The following is a 13,561-nucleotide window of genomic DNA, read 5'->3' as shown; positions in this document are numbered from 1 at the left end:
AGGCGTACGGCAAATTCCCGGCATGCTAGGTTGTGCCGAGTCCCCACTGCAATAGCAGGCACGAGCACGCCCATGAGCCACCCCACCTGGCTGATCACCTTGCAGAACCTCAGCGGCCGTCTCGGCGCGCGCTATCGCGGCCCGCGCAGCGCGCACTTCGACGGGCAGCGCTTCCACAACCTCGACCGCCAGCCGCACCACGGCTTGCGCGCCTTCCTCAAGTGGCAGCGCGAGCGCGGCCGCCAGGCGGCGTGGGTCGTCCAGCCCGGCCCGCAGACCCGCCCGGAAACCCCGGCGCACGTCGAAGGCGACGAACTGCGCGTCACCTACATCAACCACGCCACCCTGCTGATCCAGCACCGCGGCCTGAACATCCTCACCGACCCGTTGTGGTGCGAGCGCACCAGCCCGTTCAGCTTCGCCGGGCCCAAGCGCGTGCATCCGCCGGGCCTTGCGCTGGACGAGCTGCCGCCGATCAACCTGATCCTGGTCAGCCACAACCACTACGACCACCTGGATATCCACAGCCTGCGCGAGCTGGCCCGGCGTTTTCCGGCGGCCAGGGTCGTGACCGGCCTGGGCAACGGCGAGCTGATCCGCGCGTGCGGCTTCCATGACGTGGCGGAGCTGGACTGGTGGCAGAGCCTGCCGATGCCCGAGGGCCTGCTGCTCACCGGCGTGCCGGCGCAGCACTGGTCGGCGCGTTCGCGGCGCGACACCAACCGCACGCTATGGATGGGCTTCGTACTGGAGTCGCCGGACGGCCCGCTGCTGTTCCCCGGCGATACCGGGCTGGGCGAGGAATTCCGGCTGATGCACGAGCGCTTCGGCCCCATGCGCTTCGCCGCCCTGCCCATCGGCGCCTACGAGCCGCGCTGGTTCATGCGCCACCACCACATGAACCCGGACGACGCGGTGCAGGCGCACCAGCACCTCGACTCGCAGTGCAGCATGGCCATTCACTTCGGCACCTTCCGCCTTAGCGACGAAGGCCAGTTCACGCCGGTCAGCGACCTGGCGGCGGCCCTGCAGCAACGCGGCGTGGCGCCGGAGCGCTTCCGCGCGCCGAAGCCGGGTGAGCAGTGGCTCGTTCCCCCGATGCCGGATGCGTCACTGTAGGAGCGCGCCAAGCGCGCGATCGCGGGCGTGGCCCGCTCCTACAAGGAAACACCAGCGCTTGCCGGCTGGCGTAGGAGCGGACTCCGTCCGCGATAGATTGCCGGCAGCGCTGAGCCGGCCTGTGGCACATCGCGGACAAAGTGCGCTCCTGCCTGAAATATCGCGCCGCTGCCTGCCCCGTCCCCGGCCTGACTGCGCGCCCGCTCCGAAGGGAGAGGCAGTTGTCCGTGCCGGCTGACACTTCGGCTCCAACTTGCACCAAACAGTCCCCTCTCCCTTCAGGGAGAGGGTTAGGGAGAGGGGAGGCCCTCGCGCAGGAGTTCATGCAGGAGCGGACGGCGCCTCAACAGATCGAGAGCCAGCTCGCGCCTACCACGACCGGCGTCAGTTCTCCCGCACCCGCTTGCTGCAGCAGTTGCGATAGCGCTTGCCGCTGTGGCACGGGCACGGCTTGTCGCCCCGGCCGCCCAGCTCCAGCCAGCTTTCCAGGCGCTGGCGCATGGACTCGCGGACTTCCCGACGCTCGTCGTCCAGGTGTGGCTTGCCCAGCTCGCGACTGAGCCACAGGTAGTCCTCCAGCAGCTCGTCCCGCGCCAGGGCGTGCAGTTGCTCGGCCAGCGGCACGCCTTCATAGCGGCGCGCCGGGTCGGGCAGGAAGGCAATCGCCTCGCCACCCGGCAGCACGTTCCACAGGCGGCCCTGGCCGTCGCGCCAGCAGGCGCTGAAGCGCGCGCGCAAGGCCAGCCCCGGCCACTCCTCCAGGCACCAGCCATCCACCCGTTCCCCGCCCAGGCCCTCCACCGCCTTGCCCACGGAGAACCAGGGTTCGCCAGCGATGCTGTCGGGCAGCGGGAGCGGCGCGGCGACTTCCGGCGTGGCGTTTTCCACCAGGCGACGGGCGAAGCGACGCAGCGGATTGGTGAGGTGCGAGGGGGCGCGAAATGGCATCGGATCACCAGCGGAAGAGGTCGGCGAAGGTCCGACCGGAGGGACGCGCCACTGTTCCCCGTGGCGCGAAAGGCGAGCATTCTAGGCCCGAGGGGAGCGGCGTCAACGCGGGCCGTTCAATAGTCCCGCGTGGAGACCGGCCGCGCCTGCCCGCCGAGCTCGCGCAGCAGATCGTCGAGCAGTGCGGACGCCCCGAAACGCAGGTGTTCCGGCTGGATCCAGCCCGCGCCGAAGCGCTCTTCCACCAGCGTCACATAGACCTGCGCGTCGGCCAGCGTGCGCAGGCCACCGGAGACTTTCAGGCCGACCTTGCCGCCCGCCTCCGCAAGGCATTCGAGCATGACCTTCACGGCCTCCGGCGTGGCGTTCAGCGTCGCCTTGCCGGTGCTGGTCTTGAGAAAGTCGGCGCCGCCGGCGATGGCTTCGCGGCAGGCCGTGCGGATCAGTTCCGGGTCGGCCAGCTCGCCGGTTTCGAGGATCACCTTGAGCCGGTGATACGGCCCGCACAGCGTCTTGCAGGTGCGGATCAAGTCCACCGCGCCGGTCGCACGGCCGGCCTTGAGCGCGCGCCAGGGGTACACCAGGTCGATCTCGTCGGCCCCCTCGGCGAGGGTCTTGCGCACCTCCTCCACCACCTCGGCCAGCGGCGCATCGCCGGCGGGGAAGTTGCACACACTGGCAACCCGCACATCGCGCCCGCCCAGGGTATTGAGTGTGCGCCGGGCCACATGCACCAGCTTGGGCGACACGCACACCGCCGCCACTTCGCCGTAGGGCGTCAAGGCCCGGCGGCAGAGGTCCACGGTGCTTTGCAGATCATCGCCGGGGTTCAGCGACGTCAGGTCCAGCAGGGCGAGCACGCGGCCCGCCGGGGTCTTGCGAGGATCGGTCATCGGCAACGCTCTCCATCGACTCTTTTCCGCACCGCAGGGCGCACAACCTGAAACGGGTTATCCGCCGCGACCTGCACGGCGGATAACGCTGGCGCGTGACGTCCTGCGCTGCGGCCTTGATGCAGCTGAGGCGACCACCATCGCTCCGGAGGCCACCCCGTGTGCTGTCGCAGATCAGCGGAACGGTGGCTCGTCGAAGCTGCGCAGCTTGCGCGAGTGCAACGAGTTGAGCTGCGTGCGCAGCAGGTCCACGGCCGCGATGCCAATGGACAGGTGCTGGCTCACCGCACGCTGGTAAAAGGCCGTCGCGGCCCCGGGCAGCTTGATCTCGCTGTGCAGGGGCTTGTCCGACACGCACAGCAGCGTGCCGTAGGGCACCCGCAGGCGGTAGCCCTGGGCGGCGATGGTGCCGCTTTCCATGTCCACCGCAATCGCCCGCGCCAGGTTGATCAACGGGCGCTCCTGGGCCCAGTGCAGCTCCCAGTTGCGGTCGTCGTAGGTGAGCACGGTGCCGGTGCGCAAGCGGCGCTTGAGCTGGTCGCCGCGTTCACCGGTCACCAGCGCGGCGGCCTCCTGCAGCGCCAGCTGCACTTCGGCCAGCGCCGGAATCGGGATGTGCGGCGGCAGCACGCGGTCGAGGATGCCATCGCGGCGCATGTAGGCGTGGGCCAACACGTAGTCGCCGATGGTCTGGGACTGGCGCAGGCCGCCGCAGTGGCCGACCATCAGCCAGCAGTGCGGGCGCAGCACGGCCAGGTGGTCGGTGATGTTCTTCGCATTGGACGGGCCGACGCCGATGTTCACCAGGGTCACGCCGTCGCCGTCCTCGGCGATCAGGTGATAGGCCGGCATCTGGAAGCGGTGCCACTCGACGCTGGCGACGATGGCGTTGGCCTCGCCTTCGTCCGTGCCGCGTTCGATGATCACGTTGCCCGGCAGCACCATGCGCACGAAGCGCGGGTCATCGCGCAGGCGCTCCAGGCCCAGGTGGATGAACTGGTCGACGTAGCGGTGGTAGTTGGTCAGCAGGATCCACGGCTGCACATGGCGCCAGTCGCTGCCGGTGTAATGCACCATGCGGCGCAGGGAGAAGTCGGTCCGCGCGGCATCGAACAGCGCCAGCGGCATCGGGTCGGCGTTCTCCCATTCGTACAGGCCGTCCGCGACGCCGTCGGAGGTCGCCGACAGATCGGTGCTGGGGAACACCCGCGCCAGCTCGGCGGCGGTCACACCAGAGCCGCCCAGCTCGTCGCCACCCTCCACGACGTAGGGGTAGGGAATGTTCTGCTGGCTGACGCCGACCTCCACCCGCACGGTGAAGTCTTCCATCAGCGGTCGCAGCTGCTCCAGCAGGTATTTGCGGAAGGCCTTGGGCTGGGTGATGGTCACCGCGTAGGTGCCGGGCACCTGGACCTTGGCGTAGGCGCGGGTCGTGGAGGGCACTTCGCCCTGGCACAGGTAGGTCACCCGCAGCAGCGGGTAGCGGAATTGTTCGCGCTGCTGCGCGTCGGGGACTTCGCGGTCCTTGAGGTACCGCTTGAGCGCCTGGTTCAGGGCGCCGGTGGCGCGCTCGTGAAGCAAGGCCAGTTGATCGACGGCCTCCTCGGCCGTCTGCGCGACGAAGAACTCGTCGCCAGTCGTAAGACTCATGGTGGGCATCCTGTCTGAACGATCAGCTCCATCTTGCCTGCTTCCGGCACGGAAAGGGATGACAGATTTCGCCCTTGATCTTCAGCCTGACCAGCGACACCATAGGCAAATCGGACTTTATAAAGTCTTTATTCGATCCTCACCACAGGTGGTCATCGTGCGCTATTCCAGCCAGGTCAAACCCATCAGCTACCTGAAATCCAACGCCGCCGAAGTGCTCAAGCAACTGGCCGAACAACAGGAGCCCCTGATCATCACCCAGAATGGCGAAGCCAAAGCGGTGATTCAGGACGTGCGGTCCTATGAGGAAACCCAGGAAACGCTGGCGCTTCTGAAAATTCTCGCGTTGGGTAATCAGGAAATTGCCACTGGCCAGACCAGCACGCTAGGTGATGTCACGGAGCGCTTGCGCAAGCGTCGCCTGCAACCGTGAGCGACGTGACCTATGAGGTTCTGATCACGCGCGGCGCAGAGCGGGACCTGGAAGGGATCTATGACTACATCGCCGATTTCGACTGCCGCGAGAACGCCGACTACGTGCTCGACCAATTGCTGCGAACCATTGCCGAACTGGTCCAACAACCCCAGCGCGGCGGTCACCTGCGGGAATTGATGAAGCTAGGCATCCAGGAGTACCGCCAGGTCTTCTTCAAGCCATACCGTGTCATCTACCGGATCAGCGACAAGACCGTTCATGTCCATCTGGTCATCGATGGGCGGCGCGATTTCCAGCAATTGCTGAGCAAACGCCTGCTCAGCTGAAAGCGGGGCAACATCGCCCCGCTCTCCCACCTCACGCCAGATGCGGCGTCGCCCGAGCCACCAGCGCTTCCACATCCACCCCGCGCGGCAGGGTGCCGTAGACGCGGCCGCCGTCGTCCAGGCGGCTGGCGATGAAGGCGTCGGAAACCACCGAGTTGCCCGCCTCCAGCAGCAGCTTGGCCTGCAGGGCGACGGCGACGTTCTCGGTGAGCTGGCGGGCGCGGTACTGGATGTCCTGGGTGTCGGCGAAGGAGGCCTTGAGGTTGCCGATGAACGAGGCCAGGCGCGCGTCCCCGTGGCCGTCGCCCAGTTCGGTGAACAGCGCGTCGAGCACGCCCGGCTCCTTCGACAGCGCGCGCAACACGTCCAGGCACTGGACGTTGCCCGAGCCTTCCCAGGTGGAGTTCACCGGCGCCTCGCGGTACAGACGTGGGAGAATGGTGTCCTCGACGTAGCCAGCGCCACCCAGGCATTCGGCGGCTTCGTTGATCATCGCGGGGGCGCGTTTGCAGATCCAGTACTTGCCCACGGCGGTGACCAGGCGGGCGAACTTGTCCTCCTGCTCGTCGTGCAGGTGATCCAGCGCGCGGCCCATGCGCATCGTCAGCGCCAGCGCGGCTTCGCTTTCCAGCGCGAGGTCGGCCAGGACGTTCTGCATCAGCGGCTGCTCGGCCAGCACGCGGCCGCCGACCTGGCGGTAGGCGCAGTGGTGCGCGGCCTGGGTCAGTGCCTGGCGCATCAGCGAGCTGGAGCCGACCATGCAGTCGAAGCGGGTCATGGCGACCATCTCGATGATGGTGGGCACGCCGCGGCCTTCTTCGCCGACCATCCAGGCCAGCGCGCCGCGGTATTCCACCTCGCTGGAGGCGTTGGACCAGTTGCCCAGCTTGTTCTTCAGGCGCTGGATGTAGAACTCGTTGCGGCTGCCGTCCGGGCGATGGCGGGGCAGCAGGAAGCAGGTCAGGCCCTTGTCGGTGTAGGCCAGGGTGAGGAAGGCGTCGCACATCGGCGCGGAGCAGAACCACTTGTGGCCGACCAGTTCGTAGGCCTGGCCCGGCCCCGGGATGCCCACCGGGTAGGCGCGGGTGGTGTTGGCCCGTACATCGGTGCCGCCCTGCTTCTCGGTCATGGCCATGCCGATGGTGGCGCCGGCCTTCTGCCCGATGGGCAGGTTGCGCGGGTCGTATTCGGTGGAGAGGATCTTCGGCAGCCACTGCTCGGCGAGGTCCGGTTGCAGGCGCAGGGCCGGCACGCTGGCGAAGGTCATGGTCAGCGGGCAGCCGCTGCCGGCTTCGGCCTGGCTGTGCAGGTAGCTCATCCCGGCGCGGGCGACGTGGGCGCCGGCGCGCGGGTCGGTCCAGGGCATGGACGGGATGCCGGCTTCGATGGCCGCGCGCATCAGCTCATGGTAGGCCGGGTGGAACTCCACCAGGTCGACGCGGTGGCCGAAGCGGTCGTGGGACTTGAACACCGGCTTGTTCTCGTTGGCGAGGAAGCCCGCCGCCATCAGCGGCCCGCCGGCCAGCGCACCATAGGCATCGAGCTTCTGCTCGGCCCAGCCGCCGCCGTAGCGGCGTACCCATTCCTGCAACGGGACATCGACGCGATAGAGGTTGGCGCCGTCCAGCGGCGGTACCTGGTTGGTCACTTCGTGGGTTTCGGCGTACTGGTGCGGGATCATGGCGGGTCCTCCGTAACAGGCGTGGCAGACGTGTGCGCCCCGACGGCGCGCAGGCAGAAGCTGGCGAGGGCGTCGCTGACGTCCTCCAGGGAAGCGCTGGGTTGCCCGGCATCCCGCGCGGCGCGGGCCGGCGGCGACAGCGGGCCAACCAGCGCTTCAGCGATAGCGCCCACCAGGCAGGCGGCGGTGAGTTGCACCGGCTGGGGCTGGAATTCGCCGGCGGCGATGCCCTGCTCCAGCAGGGTGACGAACAGCGCGGCGTAGGCTTCGCGGTAGATCAGGCGCTGCTCGTCCACTTCCGGGTCGACCGGTTCGGCGATCAGCGCAAAGGCCAGCCGGCGGCTGCCCCAGGCGCGCGCGGCGAACTGATGCAGGCCGCGCCGCAGGCGCTCGGCGGGGCTGCCGGGCGCCTGCAGCAGCGCTGCGAGGGTATCGACCTCGCGCTGGCTGGCGCGGGCGAAGACCTCGGCAGCCAGCTCGCCCTTGCCGCTGAAGTGCCGGTAAAGGCTGCCGGTGGCGATGCCGGCGTCGTCGGCCAGGCTCTGCATGGTCAGCGCGGCGAAACCACCGTCGGCCACCCGTGCCAGCGCCAGCCTGAGGATGCGCTCGCGCAGTTCGCCGTCCTTCTGCAACCGCGCCGGGGAGTGTCGGTAGGCCATGGTCTGAATCCGAATTCATTGCATGAAAATCAGTGAATCATGCTTCAGACCTTGGCTAAAAGGGGCAAAAGCGCCAGCGGCAGGGCCAATCAGGACAACGCGCCGCACCACCCGCGGGCGCGTGTCGCCCGTTTCTCCAGACGACTGATGGCAGCGATATTCGCAGGCAGGCCCCCACAGCCGCGAATATCGCCGGTATCATGGCAAGTCTTGATGGAGTCCTGGCGGTGACCATCCCGCGGAGAACGCCGTTCCCGCCGCGCCACCCAATCGCTGGTCGATTCGGGCAGCCCGCCGCCAGAGCCCGCCAAACCCTCTGCCCGGATGCTCGCCTGCCTTGCTCGGCGCGCGGCAACCGCAGGTAATCCCATTGAATTGAGGCAACCATGGAACAGAAAGACATCGATTGGGGCACGCTCGGATTCGATTACATCAAGACCGACTTCCGTTACATCTCCCACTGGCGCGATGGTCTGTGGGACGACGGCAAGCTGACCGAAGACAACACCCTGCACATTAGTGAGGGCTCCTCGGCCCTGCACTACGGCCAGCAGTGCTTCGAAGGCCTGAAGGCCTACCGCTGCAAGGACGGCTCGATCAACCTGTTCCGCCCGGACCAGAACGCCGCGCGCATGGCCCGCAGCTGCGCCCGCGTGCTGATGCCGCAGGTGTCCGAACAGCAGTTCATCGATGCCTGCAAGCAGGTCGTGCGCGCCAACGAGCGCTTCATTCCGCCGTACGGCTCCGGCGGCGCGCTGTACCTGCGCCCGTTCGTGATCGGCGTCGGCGACAACATCGGCGTGCGCCCGGCCCCGGAGTTCATCTTCTCGGTGTTCTGCATCCCGGTCGGCGCCTACTTCAAGGGCGGCATGAAGCCCCATGACTTCGTGATTTCCACCTACGACCGCGCCGCCCCCAACGGCACCGGCGCCGCCAAGGTCGGCGGCAACTACGCCGCCAGCCTGATGCCGGGCGCCCAGGCCAAGAAAGACGGCTTCGCCGACTGCATCTACCTCGACCCGGCCACCCACAGCCGCATCGAGGAAGTGGGCTCGGCCAACTTCTTCGCCATCACTCACGACAACGAGTTCGTCACCCCGCGCTCGAGTTCCGTGCTGCCAGGCATCACCCGCCTGTCGCTGATGCAACTGGCCGAGCAGCGCCTGGGCCTGAAGGTGATCGAAGGCGACGTGCAGATCGACGATCTGGCCCGCTTCAAGGAGGCCGGCGCCTGCGGCACCGCGGCGGTGATCACGCCGATCGGCGGCATCCAGTACAAGGACAACCTGCACGTGTTCTTCAGCCGCGAAGACGTCGGCCCGGTGACCCGTCGCCTGTACGAAGAGCTGACCGGCATCCAGAAGGGCGACGTGGAAGGCCCGGAAGGCTGGGTGGTCAAGGTCGACTGAGACTGACAGCTCGCTCAGAGAAACGCCGCGCTACCGCAAGGTACCGCGGCGTTTTTCATGGGCTCACGGAGTCGTAGGAGCGGACTTCGCCGGTGATGGTTTCCAGCTAGCAGCGTGGCCAAGCGCGGACAGACTCCGCTCCTGCGGCTCGGCAGGCGTGGTGCAACATTGTAGGAGCGCGCCATGCGCGTGATCGCGGGCATGGCCCGCTCCTACAGGGGTAAGCCGCTGCCGCCTGCCGGCCCTAAGAGCTGTTCGCGAGCAAGCTCGCTCCTACGAAGAGCGCGCCGACCTGTAGGAGCGAGCTTGCTCGCGAACAGAACGGCATGGATTCCGCGGCACATGCAGGCCTGGCGCGCTTCCTGTCAGGCCTGGCTCGGCAACGCCGGCTGGCACAGCAGCCAGTCGTGCAGCAGCGTCTGCAGCTCCTCGAACTTCACCGGCTTGGCCATGTAGTCGCTCATCCCGGCAGCCAGGCAGCGCTCGCGGTCGCCGCTGTGGCTATGGGCGGTAATGGCCAGTACGGGCAGGTCCGTGCAGCCCGGCAGGGTGCGGATCGCGCGGCAGGTGGCGAAGCCGTCCATCACCGGCATCTGGCAGTCCAGCAGCACGGTGTCGATGGTCTCCCGGCGCAGCAGCTCGATGGCTTCGGCGCCGTTGTCGGCGGTGCGCACGCGGTAGCCGAGCTTGAGCAGCATGCCGCGGATCACCAGCTGGTTGATGGCGTTGTCTTCCACCACCAGCACGGTGCACTGGTCCGGGCTGCGCAGCGCCTGGCCACCGGCGCGGCGCGGCGGCGGGGCAATGCTCTGGGCCGGCTGGCCGACCTGCAGTTCCAGCGCGAAGCGGCTGCCCTGCCCCGGCACGGACTCGTGGCTCAGGGTGCCACCCAGCAGCGCCACCAGCTTGCGGCACAGCGCCAGGCCAATACCGAGGCCGCCGTACTCGCGGGTGAGTGAGCCGTCGAGCTGGAAGAAGCGCTGATACAGCGCACCGTCCGACGGCGTCGAGAAGCCGATGCCGCTGTCCTGCACCTCGACGCGCAGCGCCAGCCCTTCTGCATTCGTCGTTCCCCCCACGCGCAGGTGCACGCCGCCCTGGTGGGTGAACTTGATGGCGTTGTCGATCAGGTAGCCCAGCGCCTGGGTCAGCTTGCCGGCGTCGCCTTCGAGGGTGTCGGGCAGGCTCTCGTCCAGTTGCAGGACGAAGCGCAGCCCGCGTTCCTCGGCGCGCGGCGCGTACTGCGCGCGCAGCCCGTCGCACAGCCCGCGCAGGCTGAACGGCTCGCGGCGCGGGTAGAGCTTGCCGGCCTGCAGTTCGATCAGCGCGAGGATGTCGTTGACCATGCGCATCATGTCCCGCGCCGAACCGCTGGCGGTCTTGTGGTACTGGGTCAGCTCGATATCCATCGGCACCGTCTGCATCAGTTCCAGCGAACCGATGACGCCGCTCATCGGCGTGCGCAGCTCGTGGGTGACGGTGGCGAGGAATTCGTCCTTGAGGCGGTTGCTGCTGGCCAGTTCCAGGTTCAGTTGTTCCAGCTTGCGGCTGGTTTCCTGGAGGATGCGCGTGCGTTCCTCCTTCATGGCGTTGATGCGGTCCGCCAGCGCCAGGGACAGCAGGCCGACCTCCAGCGCCGAGCCGATCTGGCTGGCGTACATGGTGAGGAAGACGTTGGGCAGCAGGCCCAGCACCATCAGCGTGTTGATGATCCCGCCGAGCAGGAAGGCGCTCCAGGCGAAGATGAAATAGCGCGCCACGCGCATGCCGCGCAGCCAGGCAACGATGCCGGCGGTGAAGATCACCACGGTGAAGGCCAGCGCCAGGTAGGTGGCCAGGCGCAGGGCGATGGCGTAGCTGACGGTCAGCGCCAGCACCATCACCAGCGCACCGACGCCCATCAGCACCCGCAGGATGCGGTCGATCCACAGGCTGTGCTCGCGGGTGTGCAGGAAGCTGCGGGCGAACTGGCAGCCGAACAGCCCGGCCGAGCCGATCAGGAAGGGCGTGGAGGCGTTGGCCCACCAGGGGTTGTTCGGCCAGAAGTACTCGATGCCCGCGCCGTTGACCGAGATCTGGTAGAAGCCGAACGAGGCTATATAAAGGATGTAGTAGAGGTAGCTGGTGTCGCGGACGCTGAGGAAGATGAACAGGTTGTAGATCATCATCACCAGCAGCACGCCATAGATGATGCCCAGCACGTAGATGCGTCCCGGCTGTTCTTCCAGGTACGCCTTGGGCGACCAGAGCGTCAGCGGTGCCTGGATCGAGCCCTGGCTTTCCAGGCGCAGGTAGACGCGCAGCGGTTGGTTCGGCTCCAGCTTGAGATCGAACAGGTAGTTGTTCTGGCGAATCGGCCGGCTGTCGAATGGCAGGGTATCGCCGGTGCGCTGGGCCAGCGCGAAGCCGCCGCGGCCGTCGGGCAGGTACAGGTCGAGCTTGTCCAGCGGCGGGTAGGCCAGCTCCAGCAGCCAGTTGGCCGGGTCGCTGGAAGCCTTGGGCTGGTAGTCCAGGTCCAGGCGCAACCAGAACACCGAGCGCGAATAACCGGCGTTGAGCACGTCGCGCTCATGGCGCCGGAAGCTGGCGGCCAGCGCCGGCGAGCTGATCTCGGCGATGTCGGCCGTGCCGCGCACGTCCTCGAAGACATCCATCGCCCGCCCCAAGGGCAACTGCCCGACGTGCTCGTCGAAGCTGATGGCGCTCGCCACTGGCGAGAGGATGAGAAGGATCAGGAAGATCAGCCAGTGCCGCATGGTGCCCCGCAGTGCCGCCGACAGCCACGCCGGAGATCCCCATCTCCCGCTTTGGCGCACCGTGGTGGCGTTGTGTTGGAATCGGCGAACTCTAGCACAGCCCTTGTGGCCCGTGGCATTCGACGATTCGCGCAGAGCGCGGCACGGTGATTGCCGTGGACCGTTCGGTCAGCTCAGCGGCGCGTTTTGGTGATAAGCTCCCGCGCCATGAAAACACCTGCCTCCCGTCCCGTAGTGCTCTGCCTGTCCGGCCACGATCCCAGTGGCGGTGCCGGCCTGCAGGCCGATATCGAAGCCCTGATCGCCCAAGGCTGCCACGCGGCGCCTACTGTCACCGCGCTGACCGTTCAGGATACCGTCAACGTTTCCGACTTCCGCGTGCTCGACCGCGAGTGGGTGCTGGCCCAGGCCAACGCCGTGATCGCCGACCTGCCGGTGGCCGCGGTCAAGCTGGGCATGCTCGGCTCGGTGCAGATGGTCGACACGGTGGTCGAGATCATGCAGTCGCTGCCGGGCATCCCGCTGGTCTGCGACCCGGTGCTGCGCGCCGGCGGCGGCGGCTCGCTGGGCAAGGACGACGTCGGCTATGCCATGCGCGAGCGCCTGCTACCGATCGCCGCCGTGGCGACGCCGAACCTGCCGGAGGCGCGCATCCTCGCCGAACTGCCCGAAGGCAGCGCGGACGAGTGCGCCGAGAAGCTGCTGCCGTTCATCCAGACCCTGCTGATCACCGGCGGCCACGGCGACGAATCCGAGGTGCACAATCGCCTGTACACCCGTGACGGCCAGCGCCACACCTTTACCTGCCAGCGCCTGCCGGGCAGCTACCACGGCTCGGGCTGCACCCTGGCCAGCACCCTCGCCGGCCGCCTGGCCCTGGGCGAAGAACTCGTGAGCGCGGTGCGCAGCGCCCTGGACTACACCTGGCGCACCCTGCGCGACGCGGAAGCGCCCGGCCATGGCCAGTACGTGCCACGCCGCCTGCCGCTGGACTACTGCAACTGATCTGATCGAGGCCCTGATGAAACTGCGCGGACTCTACGCCATCACCGACAGCCAGCTGCTCGACGGCGGCCGCCTGCTGCCCTACGTCGAAGCCGCGCTCAAGGGCGGCGCCAGGCTGCTGCAGTACCGCGACAAGTCCGACGACGCCTCGCGCCGCCTGCGCGAAGCCGAGGCCCTGCGCGAGCTCTGTGCGCGCTACGGCGCCACGCTGCTGATCAATGACGACGCCGAACTGGCCGCGCGCCTGGGCGTCAGCGTGCACCTGGGGCAAACCGACGGCTCGCTGGCCGCCGCCCGCGCCCTGCTGGGCCGTCAGGCGGTGATCGGCGGCACCTGCCACGCCAGCCTCGAACTGGCCGAGAAGGCCATCGCCGAAGGCGCCAGCTACGTCGCCTTCGGCCGCTTCTTCGCCTCCCAGACCAAGCCCGGCGCCTCCGCCGCCAGCGTCGAACTGCTGGAGCAGGCCAAGGCCCGCTTCAACGTGCCGCTGGTGGCCATCGGCGGCGTCACCCTGGACAACGCGCCCGAGCTGATCGCCCGCGGCGCCGACATGATCGCCGTGATCCACGCCCTGTTCGCCGCCGACTCCCCGGCCGAAGTCGAACAGCGCGCGCGCGCCTTCAGTCAACTCTTCGAAACCCGCTGAGCGCCCGCGCGCCCAGCCCTTCACAGCTTCGCG

Annotated in this window: 12 protein-coding genes; 6 read left to right on the top strand and 6 right to left on the bottom strand. The window is 67.9% G+C overall.

Going from position 1 to position 13,561, the window contains the following annotated elements; genetic code table 11:
- Positions 1–72: 72 nt before the first annotated feature.
- Positions 73–1,119 carry an MBL fold metallo-hydrolase gene (locus N0B71_RS12210; protein ID WP_259759130.1) on the top strand — a complete coding sequence of 349 codons (1,047 nt, stop codon included), beginning with the start codon at positions 73–75 and terminating at the stop codon, positions 1,117–1,119.
- A 384-nt stretch (positions 1,120–1,503) separates the two neighbouring features.
- On the opposite strand, the gene N0B71_RS12205 is transcribed toward N0B71_RS12210, so the two are convergent.
- The 3 genes from N0B71_RS12205 to amn all read right to left on the bottom strand — a co-directional run bounded on the left by N0B71_RS12205 (position 1,504) and on the right by amn (position 4,619).
- Positions 1,504–2,067: a hypothetical protein gene (locus tag N0B71_RS12205; RefSeq protein ID WP_259759129.1), complete on the bottom strand. Its 564-nt coding sequence runs from the start codon at positions 2,065–2,067 to the stop codon at positions 1,504–1,506.
- A 116-nt stretch (positions 2,068–2,183) separates the two neighbouring features.
- The gene (gene deoC, locus N0B71_RS12200; RefSeq protein WP_259759128.1) at positions 2,184–2,960 is read right to left on the bottom strand and encodes a deoxyribose-phosphate aldolase; all 777 of its coding nucleotides are present in this window, start codon (positions 2,958–2,960) and stop codon (positions 2,184–2,186) included.
- A gap of 174 nt (positions 2,961–3,134) precedes the next feature.
- Entirely contained in the window at positions 3,135–4,619 is a 1,485-nt protein-coding gene (amn, locus tag N0B71_RS12195; RefSeq protein WP_416789190.1) for an AMP nucleosidase, read from the bottom strand.
- A gap of 148 nt (positions 4,620–4,767) precedes the next feature.
- Here amn and N0B71_RS12190 point away from each other — a divergent pair, with 148 nt between their 5' ends.
- On the top strand, positions 4,768–5,043 hold the full coding sequence (locus N0B71_RS12190) for a type II toxin-antitoxin system Phd/YefM family antitoxin (protein WP_259759540.1): 276 nt from the start codon (positions 4,768–4,770) through the stop codon (positions 5,041–5,043).
- Entirely contained in the window at positions 5,040–5,372 is a 333-nt protein-coding gene (locus tag N0B71_RS12185; RefSeq protein ID WP_259759126.1) for a type II toxin-antitoxin system RelE/ParE family toxin, read from the top strand. Before N0B71_RS12190 ends, N0B71_RS12185 begins: the two co-directional genes overlap by 4 nt.
- Positions 5,373–5,403: 31 nt before the next feature.
- Here the strand turns inward: N0B71_RS12185 and N0B71_RS12180 are convergent, their stop codons facing one another.
- Positions 5,404–7,053 (bottom strand): acyl-CoA dehydrogenase family protein, encoded by a 1,650-nt coding sequence (locus N0B71_RS12180; RefSeq protein ID WP_259759125.1) that lies wholly within the window; start codon positions 7,051–7,053, stop codon positions 5,404–5,406.
- A complete protein-coding gene (locus N0B71_RS12175; RefSeq protein ID WP_259759124.1) occupies positions 7,050–7,712 on the bottom strand; it encodes a TetR/AcrR family transcriptional regulator in 663 nt (220 codons plus the stop codon). Before N0B71_RS12175 ends, N0B71_RS12180 begins: the two co-directional genes overlap by 4 nt.
- 386 nt (positions 7,713–8,098) lie before the next feature.
- Here N0B71_RS12175 and N0B71_RS12170 point away from each other — a divergent pair, with 386 nt between their 5' ends.
- The gene (locus N0B71_RS12170) at positions 8,099–9,121 is read left to right on the top strand and encodes a branched-chain amino acid aminotransferase (RefSeq protein WP_017521793.1); all 1,023 of its coding nucleotides are present in this window, start codon (positions 8,099–8,101) and stop codon (positions 9,119–9,121) included.
- Between the two features lie 365 nt (positions 9,122–9,486).
- On the opposite strand, the gene N0B71_RS12165 is transcribed toward N0B71_RS12170, so the two are convergent.
- On the bottom strand, positions 9,487–11,877 hold the full coding sequence (locus tag N0B71_RS12165) for a hybrid sensor histidine kinase/response regulator (protein WP_259759123.1): 2,391 nt from the start codon (positions 11,875–11,877) through the stop codon (positions 9,487–9,489).
- A 207-nt stretch (positions 11,878–12,084) separates the two neighbouring features.
- Between N0B71_RS12165 and N0B71_RS12160 the strand changes: the two genes are divergently transcribed.
- Positions 12,085–12,882: a hydroxymethylpyrimidine/phosphomethylpyrimidine kinase gene (locus tag N0B71_RS12160; protein ID WP_259759122.1), complete on the top strand. Its 798-nt coding sequence runs from the start codon at positions 12,085–12,087 to the stop codon at positions 12,880–12,882.
- Between the two features lie 16 nt (positions 12,883–12,898).
- On the top strand, positions 12,899–13,528 hold the full coding sequence (gene thiE, locus N0B71_RS12155; protein ID WP_259759121.1) for a thiamine phosphate synthase: 630 nt from the start codon (positions 12,899–12,901) through the stop codon (positions 13,526–13,528).
- Positions 13,529–13,561 lie beyond the last annotated feature (33 nt).

It is taken from the genome of Pseudomonas sp. GCEP-101 (assembly GCF_025133575.1).
Taxonomy (GTDB): Bacteria; Pseudomonadota; Gammaproteobacteria; order Pseudomonadales; family Pseudomonadaceae; genus Pseudomonas; species Pseudomonas nitroreducens_B.
The sequence above is the reverse complement of the archived record's forward strand: the minus strand, read 5'-3'. Positions and strand labels throughout refer to the sequence as shown.

What these genes read in the sequence shown, in the direction of transcription:
- N0B71_RS12160 (WP_259759122.1), top strand. Translation starts at nt 12,085, where the DNA reads ATGAAAACACCTGCCTCCCGTCCCGTAGTGCTCTGCCTGTCCGGCCAC.
- N0B71_RS12180 (WP_259759125.1), bottom strand. Translation starts at nt 7,053, where the DNA reads ATGATCCCGCACCAGTACGCCGAAACCCACGAAGTGACCAACCAGGTA.
- deoC (WP_259759128.1), bottom strand. Translation starts at nt 2,960, where the DNA reads ATGACCGATCCTCGCAAGACCCCGGCGGGCCGCGTGCTCGCCCTGCTG.
- N0B71_RS12175 (WP_259759124.1), bottom strand. Translation starts at nt 7,712, where the DNA reads ATGGCCTACCGACACTCCCCGGCGCGGTTGCAGAAGGACGGCGAACTG.
- N0B71_RS12165 (WP_259759123.1), bottom strand. Translation starts at nt 11,877, where the DNA reads ATGCGGCACTGGCTGATCTTCCTGATCCTTCTCATCCTCTCGCCAGTG.
- amn (WP_416789190.1), bottom strand. Translation starts at nt 4,619, where the DNA reads ATGCCCACCATGAGTCTTACGACTGGCGACGAGTTCTTCGTCGCGCAG.
- N0B71_RS12170 (WP_017521793.1), top strand. Translation starts at nt 8,099, where the DNA reads ATGGAACAGAAAGACATCGATTGGGGCACGCTCGGATTCGATTACATC.
- N0B71_RS12210 (WP_259759130.1), top strand. Translation starts at nt 73, where the DNA reads ATGAGCCACCCCACCTGGCTGATCACCTTGCAGAACCTCAGCGGCCGT.
- thiE (WP_259759121.1), top strand. Translation starts at nt 12,899, where the DNA reads ATGAAACTGCGCGGACTCTACGCCATCACCGACAGCCAGCTGCTCGAC.
- N0B71_RS12205 (WP_259759129.1), bottom strand. Translation starts at nt 2,067, where the DNA reads ATGCCATTTCGCGCCCCCTCGCACCTCACCAATCCGCTGCGTCGCTTC.